This is a genomic window from Dermacoccus sp. 147Ba (assembly GCF_004151355.1).
GTDB classification, from domain to species: Bacteria; Actinomycetota; Actinomycetes; order Actinomycetales; family Dermatophilaceae; genus Dermacoccus; species Dermacoccus abyssi.
Genome location: NZ_SEHL01000009.1, coordinates 58,235 through 74,114 on the forward strand (window position 1 = coordinate 58,235; position 15,880 = coordinate 74,114).

General features: G+C 69.1%; 16 protein-coding genes and 1 riboswitch. Of the genes, 9 read left to right on the forward strand and 7 right to left on the reverse strand.

All coding sequences use genetic code 11. The features are described from left to right. Positions 1–35 precede the first annotated feature (35 nt). Positions 36–99: riboswitch (guanidine-III (ykkC-III) riboswitch) on the forward strand. 14 nt (positions 100–113) lie between these two features. Together EVU97_RS12065 and EVU97_RS12070 are read left to right on the forward strand one after the other, a co-directional pair. Further along, positions 114–428, forward strand: coding sequence for a multidrug efflux SMR transporter (locus EVU97_RS12065; protein WP_047311180.1), 315 nt, complete (start codon positions 114–116; stop codon positions 426–428). 339 nt (positions 429–767) lie between these two features. Further along, a complete protein-coding gene (locus EVU97_RS12070) occupies positions 768–1,451 on the forward strand; it encodes a hypothetical protein (protein ID WP_129666127.1) in 684 nt (227 codons plus the stop codon). A 200-nt stretch (positions 1,452–1,651) separates the two neighbouring features. Here EVU97_RS12070 and EVU97_RS12075 read toward each other — a convergent pair whose 3' ends face one another. After that, positions 1,652–2,725, reverse strand: coding sequence for an enoyl-CoA hydratase/isomerase family protein (locus tag EVU97_RS12075; RefSeq protein WP_129666129.1), 1,074 nt, complete (start codon positions 2,723–2,725; stop codon positions 1,652–1,654). Positions 2,726–2,819: 94 nt separating this feature from the next. Here EVU97_RS12075 and EVU97_RS12080 point away from each other — a divergent pair, with 94 nt between their 5' ends. After that, positions 2,820–3,728 (forward strand): glycerophosphodiester phosphodiesterase family protein, encoded by a 909-nt coding sequence (locus EVU97_RS12080; protein WP_240730223.1) that lies wholly within the window; start codon positions 2,820–2,822, stop codon positions 3,726–3,728. A gap of 110 nt (positions 3,729–3,838) precedes the next feature. Here EVU97_RS12080 and EVU97_RS12085 read toward each other — a convergent pair whose 3' ends face one another. Next, entirely contained in the window at positions 3,839–4,375 is a 537-nt protein-coding gene (locus EVU97_RS12085; RefSeq protein WP_129666133.1) for a VOC family protein, read from the reverse strand. A 238-nt stretch (positions 4,376–4,613) separates the two neighbouring features. Between EVU97_RS12085 and EVU97_RS12090 the strand changes: the two genes are divergently transcribed. Together EVU97_RS12090 and EVU97_RS12095 are read left to right on the forward strand one after the other, a co-directional pair. Continuing rightward, positions 4,614–5,030, forward strand: a complete 417-nt coding sequence (locus EVU97_RS12090; RefSeq protein WP_047310719.1) for an ATP-binding protein — start codon at positions 4,614–4,616, stop codon at positions 5,028–5,030. A 185-nt stretch (positions 5,031–5,215) separates the two neighbouring features. Further along, positions 5,216–6,109 carry a DUF5926 family protein gene (locus EVU97_RS12095; protein WP_129666135.1) on the forward strand — a complete coding sequence of 298 codons (894 nt, stop codon included), beginning with the start codon at positions 5,216–5,218 and terminating at the stop codon, positions 6,107–6,109. 158 nt (positions 6,110–6,267) lie between these two features. Here EVU97_RS12095 and EVU97_RS12100 read toward each other — a convergent pair whose 3' ends face one another. After that, positions 6,268–8,436 (reverse strand): hypothetical protein, encoded by a 2,169-nt coding sequence (locus EVU97_RS12100; RefSeq protein ID WP_129666137.1) that lies wholly within the window; start codon positions 8,434–8,436, stop codon positions 6,268–6,270. Between the two features lie 73 nt (positions 8,437–8,509). Between EVU97_RS12100 and EVU97_RS12105 the strand changes: the two genes are divergently transcribed. Genes EVU97_RS12105 through pheA form a run of 3 tightly spaced genes read left to right on the forward strand, consistent with a single transcriptional unit; the run spans position 8,510 to position 10,575 of the window. Then, positions 8,510–9,136: a TMEM165/GDT1 family protein gene (locus EVU97_RS12105; protein ID WP_118913724.1), complete on the forward strand. Its 627-nt coding sequence runs from the start codon at positions 8,510–8,512 to the stop codon at positions 9,134–9,136. A 33-nt stretch (positions 9,137–9,169) separates the two neighbouring features. Next, positions 9,170–9,598 carry a DUF4446 family protein gene (locus tag EVU97_RS12110; protein WP_047310715.1) on the forward strand — a complete coding sequence of 143 codons (429 nt, stop codon included), beginning with the start codon at positions 9,170–9,172 and terminating at the stop codon, positions 9,596–9,598. Further along, positions 9,595–10,575 (forward strand): prephenate dehydratase, encoded by a 981-nt coding sequence (gene pheA, locus EVU97_RS12115; protein WP_129666139.1) that lies wholly within the window; start codon positions 9,595–9,597, stop codon positions 10,573–10,575. Before EVU97_RS12110 ends, pheA begins: the two co-directional genes overlap by 4 nt. 71 nt (positions 10,576–10,646) lie before the next feature. On the opposite strand, the gene EVU97_RS15015 is transcribed toward pheA, so the two are convergent. From EVU97_RS15015 to EVU97_RS12125, 3 genes are all read right to left on the reverse strand, one after another. Next, positions 10,647–10,793, reverse strand: coding sequence for a hypothetical protein (locus EVU97_RS15015; RefSeq protein WP_156170139.1), 147 nt, complete (start codon positions 10,791–10,793; stop codon positions 10,647–10,649). Positions 10,794–10,877: 84 nt separating this feature from the next. Further along, positions 10,878–12,296: a hypothetical protein gene (locus EVU97_RS12120; RefSeq protein ID WP_129666141.1), complete on the reverse strand. Its 1,419-nt coding sequence runs from the start codon at positions 12,294–12,296 to the stop codon at positions 10,878–10,880. Between the two features lie 147 nt (positions 12,297–12,443). After that, entirely contained in the window at positions 12,444–13,847 is a 1,404-nt protein-coding gene (locus EVU97_RS12125; RefSeq protein WP_129666143.1) for a hypothetical protein, read from the reverse strand. Between the two features lie 333 nt (positions 13,848–14,180). Between EVU97_RS12125 and EVU97_RS12130 the strand changes: the two genes are divergently transcribed. Then, positions 14,181–15,350, forward strand: coding sequence for an acyl-CoA dehydrogenase family protein (locus EVU97_RS12130; protein ID WP_129666145.1), 1,170 nt, complete (start codon positions 14,181–14,183; stop codon positions 15,348–15,350). A gap of 13 nt (positions 15,351–15,363) precedes the next feature. On the opposite strand, the gene EVU97_RS12135 is transcribed toward EVU97_RS12130, so the two are convergent. Further along, the gene (locus EVU97_RS12135; protein ID WP_165357958.1) at positions 15,364–15,828 is read right to left on the reverse strand and encodes a GNAT family N-acetyltransferase; all 465 of its coding nucleotides are present in this window, start codon (positions 15,826–15,828) and stop codon (positions 15,364–15,366) included. Between the last annotated feature and the right edge of the window lie 52 nt (positions 15,829–15,880).

A 15,880-nucleotide genomic window follows, 5' to 3' on the forward strand; every position in this document is an offset into this window, starting at 1 on the left:
GGTGGCACGTGACCTCCAGGTCTGAGATCGTGGAATCGACCCCGCCACCGCGGGGCCCGGACGAGGGAGCCGTACCCGGAACGCGACAAGACGGCCATCGGGAGTGAATGACGATGGCATGGGTGATTCTCGTGATTTCCGGTGCGATGGAAGCGGTTTGGGCGACGGCGCTCGGTAAGTCGGAGGGGTTCACGAAGCTCGGCCCGAGCATCGTGTTCGTCGTGGGGTGCGCCTTCAGCATGATCGGCCTGGCGACGGCGATGAAGTCGCTGCCGGTGGGTACGGCCTACGCCGTCTGGGTCGGCATCGGTGCCGTTCTCACGGTGGCCTACGCGATGGCGACGGGAGAGGAACCGGTCTCACTCGCCAAGGTTCTGTTGCTGCTCGGCATCGTCGGCTGCGTCATCGGGCTCAAGGTGCTCCACTGACGCTTCCGTGACAGGGCCGTTCGTCACATCCTCGTTCGGCAGCCGAGGAGACGCGCGGCCTGCTCGTCGTGGATCGGCGCGGAGGACTTTCGGCACCACTCCGGTACACGCACAACCGTGGCGCTGGGTCCTGTGGTGGCGGAGCCTTGATGGGTTCTAGGGGGTAGATCTGCTAGGGGATTCGTAGGATGATGTCCCGTAGGGAGTCACCGGGGGCTGAGGGTGATCGCGACACGTCGTGTTGCCAATGATCCCACCGCAGCAGCGTGAGGTTCGATGTCTCCGGCTACTCGTGAGCCCTGCGGGGCCAGTTTTCTGTCGCGCGAAAGGCTTGTGGTAATGGAAGACCAGTTCCAATCCGACGGCAGTGGAGTCAGCCGCCGCAATGTGGCCAAGGGGCTGGCGTGGGCTGCGCCCGTGATCGTCGTGGGGGCGGCCGCCCCGGCCGTAGCTGCCTCGACGTGCCAGTCCGTGGCGACGACCTTCGACTCGACGTGGGTCTTCGCCAGTCCCGCCACCGGCACGCTTGTAAGCCCCACGTCGAACAAGGTGACGACCGGTGCCGATGGCAAGAGTTACTTCATAGCTCAGACGACGGCCACGAGCACGGACCCCGCCACGACCACGGCGACCTACAACGTGGTGGTCCAGCCGTCGTCGAGTTCAGCGTCGCGTCTGCGAGAGGGGTGCACGTACCGGGTCTCGTACGACCTGGGTGCGGTTCGCCCTGCGAATTCACCCATTGGTGCGCAGACGCTTGCAGTGCAGCTGACCTCACCCTCGGGCGTGGTCGTTTCGGGGTCTGCGGCCACCTATACGACGCCGAGCGGTACCAGCGGCGTGCAGGTGCCGTACGTGGCCTCCGGCGCCATCAGCCGCACTCGCTCGTCGACGTCGTTCAGTTTCAAGGCGGTGGCGGGGACTTACGTCTTCAAGGCGACCTTCACCACCCCGACGAACAAGAACACGAGCCTCTACGCCGATGGTCTCGGCTTCGCCGCGCCCGCGTTCACCGTCGTCTAGAGGGCATGCGGCGGATCGCCGGTCAGCCGAATGACTCTCGAGGTAGCGGGAGCCCGTGTGAATCGAATGTCAGTGACGGCATCGTCGGCTGTGTCATCGGGCACAAGGTGCGCCACTGACGCTTTTACGATCTGTGACCGACGGCCCGGTGTGTGAGCTGCGCAGCTCACACACCGGGCCGTTCGTCACAGGGCGGTTCTTCAGTCGAAGAGGCGCGCGACCTGCTCGTCGCTCATCTCGTCGAAGGACTTCTGCGACCACTGCGGCGCGCGGTCCTTGTCGACGAGCTGCGCGCGCACGCCCTCGACGAAGTCGCCGTGTTCGACGAGGCCGCGGGCGAGGCGTTTGTCCTGGTCGAGCACCTCGTGAACCGAATCCATCGACGCGGCGCGACGCAAAGCCTCGAGGGTCGCCGCCACGGACAGGGGTGAACGCTGAACGAGCAGGTCAGCAGCTTCGCCGGCCGCCGTCTCGTCCGAGTCGCGAAGACGGGCCAGGACGTCCGACGGCGCGCGCAATTGCTCGCCGGAGCCGAAGGCGTCGTCGATCCACGCGCGTTCGCCCTCGAGCGAGGCGTCCCCGCTCGTCGTGAGGCCGGCGACGGCCTCGTTGCGGGTGGCGCCGTCGGCGAGGCGCTCGATGACGGTCGCCCACGACGCCGAGTCGATGACGACGTCCGAGAGCCCGACGTAGCAGGAGTCGCGCCCGTCGACGGTGGTGCCGGTGAGCGCGAGGTAGGCGCCTGTGCCGCCGGGTGCGCGCGAGAGGAGGTAGAGAGCGCCTACGTCCGGGAAGAAGCCGATGATCGTCTCCGGCATCGCAACCTTCGTGCGCTCCGTCGCGACGCGCAGACCGGCGTAGGCGGAGATGCCGACGCCGCCGCCCATGACGATGCCGTCCTGGTAACTCACGATGAGTTTCGGGTAGTCGGCGATGGCCGCGTTCATACGGTACTCGCGCTCGAAGAAGCTGAACGTGCGCTCGTGCTGGCCCTCGAGGAAGGCCTCACGGACGCTGCGTACGTCGCCGCCCGCGCACAGGCCGCGTTCGCCGGCGCCCTCGATGGTCACGGCGGTGACGGTGTCGTCGTCACGCCAGGCGTCGAGGCACTCGCGCACGGCGTCGACCATGTCGGTGGTGAGCGCGTTGATCGCCTTCGGGCGGTTGAGCATGATGCGGGCCAGCGAGCCGGTGCGGGCCGCGAGCACCTCGGGCGTGCTCGTGGGGGCGAAGCCGGCCGCGGCAAGTTCTTCGGGAATCTCCTGGGTGCTCATGAGGCTCCTCGTGAAATCGTGGGCGTGTGCCGTCGTCGTCACCCTAGTGGGCGGGCGGTGCGCCCGGTTCGCTCCTCGCGGAAGGATGGTCGACGTGCCCGTTCAGCCCCAGCGCCCGGCATTGACGACGCCGACGAAGGTGCTCGCGCACGGGTTTCGGGCGGTACGCCCGCCCGTGGAGCCGCTCGACATTCCGACGCTGACGGGCCGGCCGCCGCAGGTCGTGGCCCACCGTGGGGCCTCGCACCACGAGCCGGAGCACACGCTGGAGGCGTACGAGCGGGCCATCGAGGTGGGGGCCGACGCGTTGGAGTGCGACGTACGGCTCACCGCCGACGGGCACCTCGTCTGCGTCCACGACCGTACGGCGAAACGGACGTCGAACGGCACGGGGGCGATCAGCGCGCTCGAGTTGGCGCGTCTGGAGGAACTCGACTGGGGTTCGTGGAAGACGCGCGTCGGCGCGGATGAACTGGAACTGGCTGACCGGAACGCCTCGAAGATCCTCACGCTGCGTCAGCTCGTGAGGACGACGCTGGCGGCGGGGCGCCGCGTGGATCTCGCGATCGAGACGAAGCACCCGTCGCGGCACGCGGGCAAGGTGGAGGCCGAACTCGCGCGGGTCTTGGCGGATTTCGGGTTGGACACGCACGACCCGGAGCGCACGAACGTGCGCGTCATGTCGTTCTCGCTGCCGGCCGTCACGCGGCTGACGCGGCTCGCGCCCGAGGTGCCGCTCGCGTGGCTCATGGAGGGCGTCATGCCGCAGCGCATCCGTGGCGGACGGCTGCCGAGCGGCATCTCGATCGCGGCGATCAGCGTCGGGATACTGCGCCGCAACCCGGGTCTCGTCGCCGAGCAGCACGGCCGCGGGCATGAGGTGCACGTGTGGACGGTCGACGAACCCGACGACGTCCTGCGCTGTCTGCGCAACGGCGTCGACGCGATCATCACCAACAAGCCTGCAGAGGTCCTCGCCGCCCGGGCGGCGTTCTACGGGTGAGCCCCACTCGCGCGAGATGTCGCGCACGTGGGGCTCAACAGGGGTGAGATTTCCCCACAAGCGCGGGATGTCACGCGAGTGGGGAACCTTGGGTCCGCGGTCCGCTGATCTCAGTCGCGGGGCTTCGGCATCCAGACCTCGGCCTCGGAGTCGTCGGGGTAGTAGTGCCCGCCTGGGATCGTCTGCAGCTCGACGAGCATGCCCCACGGAGCCTTGACGTAGACGCTACCGTTGCCTTCGGAATCCTCGTAGCGGCTGTTGCCGTGCACCTCGCTCAGCGCTTCGCCGCCCGCGTCGACGAGACGGCGCAGCGACCCTTCGATGTCGTCGCAGTAGAAGCTGATGTGGTTGAGGCCGAAGTCAGCCAGGCCGGCCGCCGGACGCTGCTCGCCGCTGACCTCGAACACCTCGAGCCCCGGCCCCTCGCCGATGACGAACATGCGCTGACGGTGGATGGCCGCGCCGCGCGGCAACCCGAGCTGACGCTCCACCTCGGCGCCCTGGCGGGGTTCGTCGTCCGGGGAGAGCCCGTCGTAGGCCACCTTCGCGCCGAGACCCTCGACGAAGAAGCGCGTGGCCGCCTCGAGGTCGGGCACGGTGACGCCGATGTGCTGGATACCGCGGGGCAGAGGGGAGTTCGTCGTCATGACTTCGACGCTAGCGAGGGCGGCGGCGAGGCGACAAGGGGCCGACGTCCTGTTCCAGCCGGCTGCGTTTCCTGCGGTTGGTGACGGTGCAACGTCACCAACCGCACCGAACGTCACCGGCTACGAAGCGAGCCCGGCAGCGACTGGACTGCGGCGACGACCTCCAAGCGCTACCGGTCGGTTTTTCACGCGCGTGAGAAACTATGCACGGAGCACACCCCCAGGGAGAGGAGTCACCGTGTCGAGTGACGCACGCGTCCGAACTGTCCGCCTCGACTGGAGCCTGGAGTCGGTGCCCAAGATTCGCCACGCGATCGTCGACGACCTCTCCGACGGCACCATCGAGGACGACATCATCAGCGAGTGCGAGATGGTCGTCAGCGAACTCGTCACGAACGCGATCCGCCACGCCAAGCCCCTCGCCGACGGCAGCATCCGCGTGCACTGGAAGGTGCGCGCGCCCCGCGTCGAGGTCGAGGTCACCGACGGCGGCAGCGACGACGTTCCCGTCCCCAAACCCAAGGCCGAGTGGGTCAACGCGGGCCGCGGGCTGCGCATCGTCCGCTCCCTCGCGCACGAGTGGGGCGTCACCGACGAGCGCAACGGCCGCACCGTGTGGGCCAGCCTCGGCGGCCCGAGCCGCCGCCGCGCCTGACGCCCGCCTCCGCCGCTAGGCCGACTTCCTGGCCAGGGCACTTGTCTCGATCTGGCCGCGACATATCGCCCCCGGATCCACACAACGTCCCCGGACACCACGGTCGACGCCCACCCATCAGCCGCTGATACCTCGCGCGACGGGGGGGCAAGCACCCCGGCGTCGTCACGCCTAGAATCGTGCCCATGGGTAAGGCTTCACGCCGTAAGGGCAAGGAAAACCGGGTCGCGAAAGACCCCTCGCAGCAGCCGGCCCCGTTCGTCGCGCGCCCCTTCGAGGGCCTCGCGAACGAGACCGACTGGGTCGCCATGCGCGAGATCGTGCCGTCCGCCACCGCGAAGGTCACCTTCGAGGTCGACGGCGCCGAGCACGAGGCGATCGTCGCCACCATCCTGCCGATGGCGTGGCCCGGCCTGCGTCGCGAGAGTGGCGAGATGATGGTCGCGCTGCAGACCGGCGGCGGCTCCGGCGACGCCAGCCGTGACGTCGCCGCGCAACTCATCGCCGTCACGCAGCTCGAGCCGGGTCAGCCGCTCGCCGCGATGCCGCCCGTCAGCGCCGCCACCCCGCGTCTGCAGGACATCCTCACGAGCACCTCACTCGAGCCCACGGTGCACGACACGTTCGACTTCTGGATCCCCGAGGACCACGAGGTCGGCGAAGAGGCCTCCATCTCGATGGAGGACGCCAACGACTCCATCGCTCCCACCTTCAAGCTGCCCGGCGTCGACTCGGCGTACTGGGTGCTCATCGGCGACCGCGCTTTCGTGCGCTGGGTGCTCCCGCAGGAGGAGAACAAGGCCACCGACGCTCTCGCACGCCTCTCCGCGTCGGGCAAGGGCCGTATGCCGAGCAACGACGACGACGGCCGTCTCCTCGGCGCCTTCCGTGCCTGCGGGGTGCTGACGCCGGTGTGGGAGGTCGTCACCACGCGTCTGCCCGAGGAACAGCGCAAGCCGATGCTCGAACTCGCCGCCGCCTACGAGGAGGCCTACGCCTCGCTCGATTCGACGCCGCTCGACGCCGAGGAGCGCCGCGCACGCAACGGCATCGTCTCGCGCCAGATCACGCTTCGCTGACTGTCGCGCCACCCGCGCCCCTCGTCTGCTTCGGACGAGGGGCGCAGTGCGTTCGGGGGAACGCGGGGGCGAGGCGACGCGGTGCCAGGTGCGTGCTCGCCGTCAGGGCGCGTTGAGTCCTCAACCCCGCCTCGGCGCGGCACCTTCGAACGCTCGCGTCACTTCTTCGACGGCAGTCGACCGGCCGCAGGAACGCGGGGCGCCTCGTAGGTGGCCGACGACGTGAGACGGGCGGCCGTCAGTACGAGCAGGGGGATGACGACGAGGGCGCCGGCGGGCGGGATCGACGTGCCGGAGTCGTTCGCGATGAACCCGAAGCCGAGCATGATGATGATGGCGATGAGCCCGTGGCGCAGCATCGGCACACGCACGAAGAGCGGCTGGAGGAAGCGCCCCGGGCCCGTCGGGAAGGCCGTCACGACGACGGCGACGAGCAGCCCGAGGGGCACGAGCCAGTGGAACCAGTGCTGGTTGAGCATGTTCCAGTTCGTGTAGAGGATGCGCTTGACGGGGTTGATCTGCCCGTCGCCGATGAGCCCGGCGAACACGTCACCGAGGTGGGTTCGCTCCGACTCGCCGCGCAGGTAGTCCAGCCATGCGACGCCGAGGACGAAGACGACGCCCGCGAAAGCGGCAGCGACGAGGCGCGTGAACGTGATGCGCCATCCGCGCGCACGCATGGCGAGGTACACGAGCGCGGGCACGAACGCCGCCGAGCCGCCGCCCTCGTTGCCCCACTGCGGCACCCCGTTGACGAGGATCGCGGGCACGCCGATGGCGAGCACCGTGAGCAGCGCCAAACGAGGCCGCTTCATCGCGCGGTAGCGCCCGGCGAGCATCGCGGCCATGAACAGCGCGGACGTCATGAACAGCGCGTACCCGACGTTGCCCATACCGAAGTGACGCCCGCCGTACACCGGCTGCAGGCCGAGCATCGACACGAGTTGCAGGCGCGAACCCTGCACGACGTCCATGGCGAGCGTGACGGCGGTGAACCCCGCGAGGAAAACGGCCGGCCCGGGCGTCCACCTGCGCCACGGCCCGAGGAAGGCGACGATCGCCGTCGGCACGAGCACGACGAGCACGCTCAACCCGTAGCGCACGAGGGCGTGCTCGTGCAGGTACCAGGCGTAGAGGTTCGCGAGGAACGTGGCGACCGGCACGCTGGCGAGGAGCGCGGCCGTCACGCTCCACCACCATCGGTTGAGTCGCCGGGCTCGAGTCACCTGTGGGCTCTCGGCCTCGGCGTCCTTTCGTGACGGCGGCGTCAGGTGGCCGCCGGAAAGCCGTCGCGCCCGCACGAACAGCCCGACTCCCACGAGCGTGAGTGCCAGGGCGATGGAGAACACCCAGGTGAAGAACGGCGCAATGAGGTTGTGCTCGGTGCGCAACAGGGTCTGCATGTTGTGGACCGAGCGGATCGTCGCGGGTGTCGACGTGCGTTCGACCGAGAGGGGCCTGCCCTCACCGAGCGTCGGCGGGTTCGGCACGCGTTCGAGGATGAACGCGGAGATGTCGGTCGTCGTCACGAGGCCGGGCTGGCGCGTCGAGCGCGAACGCAGCATGCCGCCGCCGATGTTGGGCCCGTCGAGGATGATGGCGCGCGGCGACTCGGGTCGCTCGTCGTCGGTGAGACCGGTGACGAGGAACGTGGTGTCGATGGGCGCGTTGTCGATGACGTAGCGCAGCTCTGCGTCGTTGCGGCTCTCGAGGGACACGAAGGTCACCGGGCAGGCGCTGAGGGCGTCCTTGGTGAGCGTCGGTGAGTAGTGGCTGACCAAGCCGTCGCGGTTCGCGGCGGCGAGCGTGGCGCGCTCGCCGACGGCGGCGACGCACTGTTGGTCGTCCTCGAGGGTGCTCGCGACGAGGCCCATGCGGGAGGGGATGTTGCGACGGAAGGCGACCTTCGACCACGTGTCCCACTGGTGGAAGGTGTAGGTCTGGGTCGTCGGGTTGTGGACGCCGGTGACGGGCTCGGGGCAGAACGAGTTGGTGCCGGAACTGGACGCCATCGGGGGCCCGTACCCCATGGGAGTGCGGGCGCCGGCGCCCAATGTCACCCACGCCGCGTCGCTGCACGTGTGGGCGCTGATGGCGCGCACGAGTTGGTTGCCGATGGCGCCGTGACCGGCCATCTGCGCCAGTGTCGGAGTGGTCTCCTCGTTGATGTCGCTCCACGTGAGGCCCGGCATGCCGATGACGACGAGGTTGCCGGGCTGAACGCGGTGCGTGGGAGGCCGGTCGCCCTTGATCGTGCTGATGCCGAGCGCCGCTGCCGCGAACGCCAGCGCGGCCGCGAGGACGCTGACGAGCCACCGGCGGAACATCGCTCAAGCATAGGTGTCGGCCCTGAGACGGAGGTGAGTCCCCGGCGGCCCGGCTCGCGTATCGTTGGCCAGCGTGGATATCGCCCTCATGCTGACCGTCTTCACGACGCTGTTCCTCGTGGAACTGCCCGACAAGACGTTCATCGCGACGCTCGTTCTCGCGACGAAGTACCGCCCGTTGTACGTGTGGATCGGGGTGGCGTCGGCGTTCCTCGTCCAGACGTTCGTCGCCGTCGCGTTCGGTGCTGTGCTGAGCAAGCTGCCGGAGACGCCGGTTCACGTCGTCGTCGCGCTGCTTTTCCTCGTGGCCGGCATCCTGCTCATCAAGGGCGCCAAGGACGCTGCCGCCGAGGGCGACGAGGCCGAGGAGGAGTTCGCCGGCAAGGCGAAGCCCGCCGAGGGCCTCAAGGCGATCAGCGCGAGCTTCCTCATCCTCTTCCTCGCCGAGTGGGGCGACCTGTCGCAGCTCGCGACGGCCGGGTTCGTCGCCCGGGGCGGCAATCCCTGGGCCGTCGGCATCGCCGCGTTCACGGCGCTCGCGCTCGTCTCGGGCCTCGGTGCGGCTGTCGGCCGCGCGCTGCTCAACCGCATCAGCCTGTCCACGATCCGCGCTGCGGGCGGCGTCGTCTGCCTCATCTTCGCCGCGCTCATGATCGCCGGGCTCGCGGGCGTCGAGTTCCCGAGCTGGGTACCGGCCTGACGCGGGCCGCCCGAGCTTCCCTAGGCTGAACCAATGCTGATCGCCGCTCTCGCCGTCGCCGCCGTGGCGTGCCTCGTCGCGGTGGTCTCGCTGTGGCGCGTCGTGACGTTGGAACGGCGCTTCCGGGTGCTCTGGGGTGACGGCGACGGCCCGAAGGAGGTTGCGCGAGAACTCGCTTCCGCGCGAAGCGAACTTCGCAGCGCAACCGACGACGCAGGCGACAGCCTCAAGCGTGTGGCGCTCGTGCGTTACGACGCGTTCGGCGACATCGCGGGGCGCCTGTCGTTCTCCGCGGCCCTGCTCGACGACGACGGCGACGGGCTCGTCATCTCGTCGATCCACGCGCGCAGCGAGTCGCGCACCTACGCCAAGAGCATCGAGAACGGGCGGAGCTCGATCGAGCTCACGCCCGAGGAGAAGCAGGCCGTCGCGGCAGCGCGGGCCGGGAAAGAGACACCGTGAGCGCACGCGAGACCTTCGGCTACTTCGGCCCCGAGGGCACGTTCACCCAGGCGGCGCTGCGTCAGTGGCACCACCAGCACAACGATGCCGAGACGGCCGAGGCGCTGCTGGCCGAGTCGGTGCCCTATGCCACCGTCCCGGCGGCGCTCGACGCGGTGCGCGAGGGTGAGGTCGACGCCGTCATGGTGCCGATCGAGAACAGCGTCGAGGGTGGCGTGAGTTCGACGCTCGACGCCCTCAACTCGGAGGACTCCGAGGGCACGCTGCGGCTCGTCGGCGAGGTGCTCGTGCCGATCACGTTCGTCCTGGCGGTGCGCCCCGGCACGCGTGAGGACGCGATCACCGGCGTCGGCTCGCACTCGCACGCGTGGCCGCAGGTGCGCGGGTGGATGACGAAGAACCTGCCGGGGGCCACGTACGTGCCCACGCTGTCGACGGCGGCCGCGGCGCAGGGTCTCGCGCGCGGTGAGATCGGCCAGTACCAGGCGGCCGTCTGCGCGCCGATGGCCGCGCAGGTCTTCGGTCTGGAGACGCTCGCCACCGACATCGGTGACAACGTCGGGGCCGTGACGCGCTTCGTCCTCGTCAAGCGTGCCCGTGGGCGGGACGGGGGAAGCTCGACGCCGGAGCCGACCGGCCACGACAAGACGACGCTCGTGCTCTACCAGCACGACGACCGCCCCGGTGGTCTGCTCGAACTGCTCGAACAACTCGCCACGCGCGGCATCAGCATGACGCGCCTCGAGTCGCGCCCGACCGGTGCGGCGATGGGCAGCTACTGCTTCTCCATCGACGTCGACGGGCACGTCGCGGACGAGCGCGTCGGCGAGGCGCTCATGGGCCTGCAGCGCGTTGCCGCGCAGGTCCGCTTCCTCGGTTCCTACGCGCGCGCCGACCGCCGTCCGGTCGACGTCCGCCCGGACGCGAGCGACGAGGCCTACGTCGCTGCCCAGGAGTGGCTCGACTCCCTGCGCTGACGCACAGATGTGACGAAAGGGGCTGCCGCGGTGTCGAACTGCGGCAGCCCCTTCTCGTCGGATCGGTCGGCTCAGCCGGCGTCCTCGGTCTCGACGACGTCGTCGTTGGCGTTGCCCTCGAGGTCGGAGCCCGTCTGCTCGTCGACGGCCTCGTCGGCGTCGGGCGTCGGCGTGTCGGCCACGTCGGAAGCGTTCTTGTCGTTACCCATGTCGCTCATGGAGTCCTCCTCGTGCGTCGTACAAGTCGATTCCTGTTCTACGCCCTCGCCGTCCACGCGTCCAGCATCTCCACCCCGCGGGGGTCAGCGGCGCGTGCGGTAGCGCGGATCGACGAAGGGCGCGTCGTGGTCGGCGAGCCAGCGCAGCACCTGCGGCGCCACCTGCGGGTCGCTGCGCACGAGACGGTCGTGGACGTCACGCAGGTCGCCGTCGATACCGAGCCCGGCGATGATCTGCAGCACGGCGAGGGTGCAGCGGAAGACCTGCAGCCAGCGCTCGTCGGGTTCCGGGGAGAAGGTCACGGGCAGGGAGAAGACGCGCACGTTCCCGGTGAGTTCCTCCGCGCGCGCCACCATGGTGTCCCGCTGACGGCGCAGTTCGTCGAACTCCGAGGACACCTCGTCGACGGGGCGTCCCCCGCCGAGACGCCCGGGCGGGAACTGCGCGGTGTGCAGGAGGGAGGCGTCGTCCTCGACGAGGCAGATCTGCACGAGCTGATTCGTGACGCGTCCCTGTGCGTCGCGGAACGGTGCGTACGGATTGTCGCCGGAAAGGATCGAGCCGTGGTGCGACCAGACGCGCCGCGTCGGCGTCGCCGCGGACAGGAAGTTGTCGTGGATGTCGTTGCGCAGGTGGTCGCTGCGGTACGGGTCCTTGACGAGTTCGCGCGCCAACTCACGCGTCGTCGTGAAGCCGTAGCCGAGCACCATCGCCACGAGGGCGCCGACGTCGTCGGTCCACGGCGTCGTCGTGACGGAGGTGATGACGACGGCCGGAACGCCGTCGTGCGGGCGGTGCACGATGCCGGGGCGGGGGCGTCCGACGTACTGAACGGCCCACGGCGACAACGTCACCGGGGGAGCGGCGTCGGCTGCGACCGCGAAACGCGGCGTCCGTCGACTGACGACGGCGAACGAGTCCTGCAGAGCGTCGGCGAGCCCGGGATGGTCGATCGGCTTGGGCGCGGGACGGTCGGGCTGCGGTTCACGCAGATCGATGCGGTCCGACACGTGCATCGGGTAACCGCGCGGCCCCTCGAACACCGGGAGGACGGCGGCACCGAGGCCGCTCTCCATCGCCCTGCGCACGATGTTGACGACACCTTCGTCGGCCGTGGCGCTCGCGAGGGTGCTCTGGGCGTCGGTGATCTTCGCGCGGATGGTCTGCAGCCGGTAGGCCGCCTCGATGAGTTCCGAGTGCTCCGGTGCGGCCTCGAGGATTCCCATGGCGCGCGGCAGGTACGTCGGGTCGTACGGTGCGTTCCCGGCGGGGTCGTTGCTCATGCCGAGAATGCGGCCGATCACCTTGAGTGACTGCAGCGGCGGCGACGTGGAGTGCCGCCAGCGCTTGATGATCTGTTCGGTGATGGGCGCGGAGAGGCCGGCGTCATCGGCGTCGGCGTTGATCGCGTCTGCGAGGGCCTTGTTCGTGTACCTGCGCAGTTCCATCCAATGCTTGAGTTCGGAGCGGAAGATGTCCCAACTCGCGTCGTGTGCAGCCATCCGTCGAAGGTGCTCCTGGTGGTAGAGGAGAAGGATCCGGGGGCGGGGTGGCGCAGCATGGAGGCGCCGTCGTCTCGCGCTTCGACCTCGAGAAGCAGGTCGAATGTTCAATCTACGGCACAGCGTTGCCAGATTTCCGGTGAAACTTCAGCCGAGATGGTGCGACGACGAGAAGGTCTCGCTGACGAGCGGCGAGCCGTGGTCGGCCAGCCATCGCAGGATCGTCGGCGCGATGTCCGGTTCGTCGCGCGCGAGTCGTTCGTGGATGGGGTACAGGTCGACGTTCACGCCCAGCTCGTGGAGGCGGTGCGTCACGAGCAGCACGGTCTGGAAGACCTGCTCCCAGCGGTCCGAGGCGTCGGTCAGCAGTTCGACCGGCACGGTGACGACGCGGTGGCGCACCTGCTGCATGGTCGGGGAGTCGAGGCGGCTGGCGGCTTCGTCGCGGTCGCGCTTGGCGAGCACGGCTGCCTCCTCCTCGGTGGTGCCGAGCTGCTCGGCGAGCCAGTCGCTCTCGTGGTCGAGGACGGCGTCGGTCTCGACTAGGCGGACGTGGACGAGCGAGGAGGCGACGGCGCCGCTGGCGTCGGTCCAGGGCGCGCCCGGGTTGTCGCTGGGCAGGCCGGCGGCGTGGTGTGACCACACGTGACGCGCGGGCGCCTGGGTGAGGAACTGCTCGTGGACGTCGTTGCGCAGTGCCTCGGTGGCGAACGGGTTGCGCGTCAGTTCGCGAGCGATCTCGCGGGTGCTGACGAAGCCGTAGCCGAGCACCCAGGCGAGCATCGAGGCGACGTCGTCGACCCATGCGCGGGCCGTCTGCGCCGACACGGCGATCGACGGCACGGCGAGGTGCAGCACGTGCCCGCTGCGCGTCGAGGGGCGCCCGATGTGCGGGATGGCCCAGTGCTCCTGCGTCGCGAGGTCGTCGGGTTGGGTGCTGAATCGTGGACCGAGCTCGCCGGGCACGACGAAGTTCTCCACGAACAGCGACCGCATCGCGGGGACGTCGTCGATGCTGCCGAGGCCCGGGCGCGCTGCGCGGAAGTCGATGCGGTCGGAGACGTGCATTGGGTAGCCGGTGGGGCCGGCCCACACGGGGTAGACGGCTGCGGCGTAGCCGTGCGACATCGCCGTCTGGACGAGGCGGCCGGCGCCGCTTCGTGCCGAGTGTTCGCCGAGGGAGGCACGCACGTCGAGCAGGCGCAGACGCAGCTCCTGCAGGCGGAAGCTGGAGTCGACGAGTTCGCCCGTCGTCGCGGGCTCGTCGAGCAGGCCCATGCGGCGCAGGATGAAGGTCGGGTCGTGCGGAGCGGCGCCCGTCGGGTCGTCGCTCATCTCGAGGATGGCGGCGATGTGGCGAACCGCGGCCAGGGGCGGCGCGGTGGAGTGGCGCCAACGCTTGACCACGTGCTCGTCGAGGTTGACGTCGCTCGACGCCCCGAGGGCGTCGTTCAGCTTCATTGCGAGCGCGCGGCTCGTGAAGTGACGCAGTTCCATCCAGTGACGCAGTTCGCTACGGAACGCGTCCCATCCGGCGTCGTGGCTCGCCATCGGTGTCGACTCCTTCGTGCCGCCCTCCCGGGCGACGTCCTGCGTAGACGCGAGAGTTCTCTCGTGTCGACACTTCGCAACCTGGCGGTTGCAACGTGTTTCAAAAGCGGTGGCTGCGTGGCGATTTTGCAACCTTCGCTCCCGTGTGCACCCCTGCAGGCGAGATCGTAGCCGAACGCTTGTCTCAGATGCACCGAACCGGGCGATATTCGACGCTGTTTTTCGCCCTTCGGTTTGAATTTCGGTCGACAGGTTCGGCGGGGGCGAACGCCCGCCGTTCATGTGAGGTGCGGCACACTGGGGGCACCGCCCGTCAGCTCGAAAGGATCAGGCATGAGCCCCACCGCGCCTCTGCCCTACCGATCGCCGTGGATGAACGAGGAACTCGACGATCTGCGCACCCTCGCCCGACGTTTCTGCGAGGACGAACTCGCCGCGCACATCGACCGTTTCCACGAGCAGCACGCCGTGGACCGCGAGGTGTGGACGAAGGCCGGTGAGCTCGGGCTGCTGGGCCTGTCGATCCCCGAGGAGTACGGCGGCGGGGGCGGTACGTTCGCCCACGAGGCCGTCGTCGCGCTGGAGCAGGCACGCGCCGGTGACGACTCGTGGGGCTTTGTCGTGCACTCGATCATCGTGATGCACTACGTGCTCGCCTACGGCACGGAGGAACAGAAGAAGCGGTGGCTGCCGAAGATGTGCACCGGCGAGATGGTCGGCGCCGTCGCGATGACGGAGCCGGGTGCCGGTTCGGACCTCAAGCGTTTGCGCACCCGCGCGGTGCGTGACGGCGACGACTTCGTCGTCAACGGGTCGAAGACGTTCATCACGAACGCCGGCCACGCGGACCTCATCGTCGTCGTGGCCCGCACCAGCGAGCGTGACCCTAAGGCCGGGCACAAGGGCATTTCGCTGCTCGTCGTCGAGACGGACGGACTCGAGGGATTCGAGCGCGGACGTGTGCTGCAGAAGATCGGCCAGCACGGCCAGGACACCCGCGAGCTGCACTTCACCGACATGCGCGTTCCGGTCGAGAACGTTCTCGGCGAGGAGGGCCGCGGTTTCTACCACCTCATGGAGCAGCTGCCGCAGGAGCGCCTCGGCCTGGCGTGCACGGCCGTCGGTTCGGCGGAGCTCGCCATCGAGCTGGGTGTGGAACACGCGAAGTCGCGCGAGATGTTCGACGGCGTGCTCATGGACCTGCAGAACACGCGCTTCGTCCTCGCCGAGTGCTCGACGGACGTACTCGCCGCCCGCACACTGCTCGACCACTGCATCGGGTTGCACGTCAACGGAGACCTCGACTCCGCGACGGCCTCGCGGGCGAAGTTCTGGACCACCGACGTGCAGTGCAACGTCATCGACCGCGTGCTGCAGCTCTTCGGCGGGTACGGCTTCATGTCCGAGTACCCCATCGCCAAGATGTACGCCGGCGCGCGCATCCAGAAGATCTACGGCGGAGCCAACGAGGTGATGAAGGAGCTCGTCGCGCGCTCGCTGTAGCCCGTTGCGGACGTCAGTGGTGGTCGCGCAGGTGCAGGGCGTAGCGGACGGAGCGGCCGGTGTCACGGGCCTGCTCGAACCCGCGCGATTCGTAGAGACGGTGGGCGTAGCCGTTGTCGGCCTCCGTCTCGACGATGACGGCGTGGGCGCCGTTGTCGCGCGCCGACGTCACGAGAGCGTCGACGAGGCCACCGCCGACGCGACGACCGCGGGCGGCGCCGTCGACGAAGAGGTCGGTGAGGATCCACTCGTGGGCGAGGCGGATCGAGTCGAACGCGCGGTAGGCCTGAGCGAAGCCGAGGACGCGGTAGCCGTCGCGGGCGACGAGGACGAGCGACTGGCCACCGGCCACGCGCTCCTCGAGGAAGGTGCGGGCGTCGTGCGTCGGGGCCTTGCCGTAGAAGCTGCGGTACTGCTCGAAAAGGCTTGCGACGTCGTCGATGTCGGCCTCGGTGGCGTACGAGATCTCGATGGTCATGGTTCCATCTTGCGCCATGCGGCCAGGGGGTTGTCAGGGGTGTGTGACATGG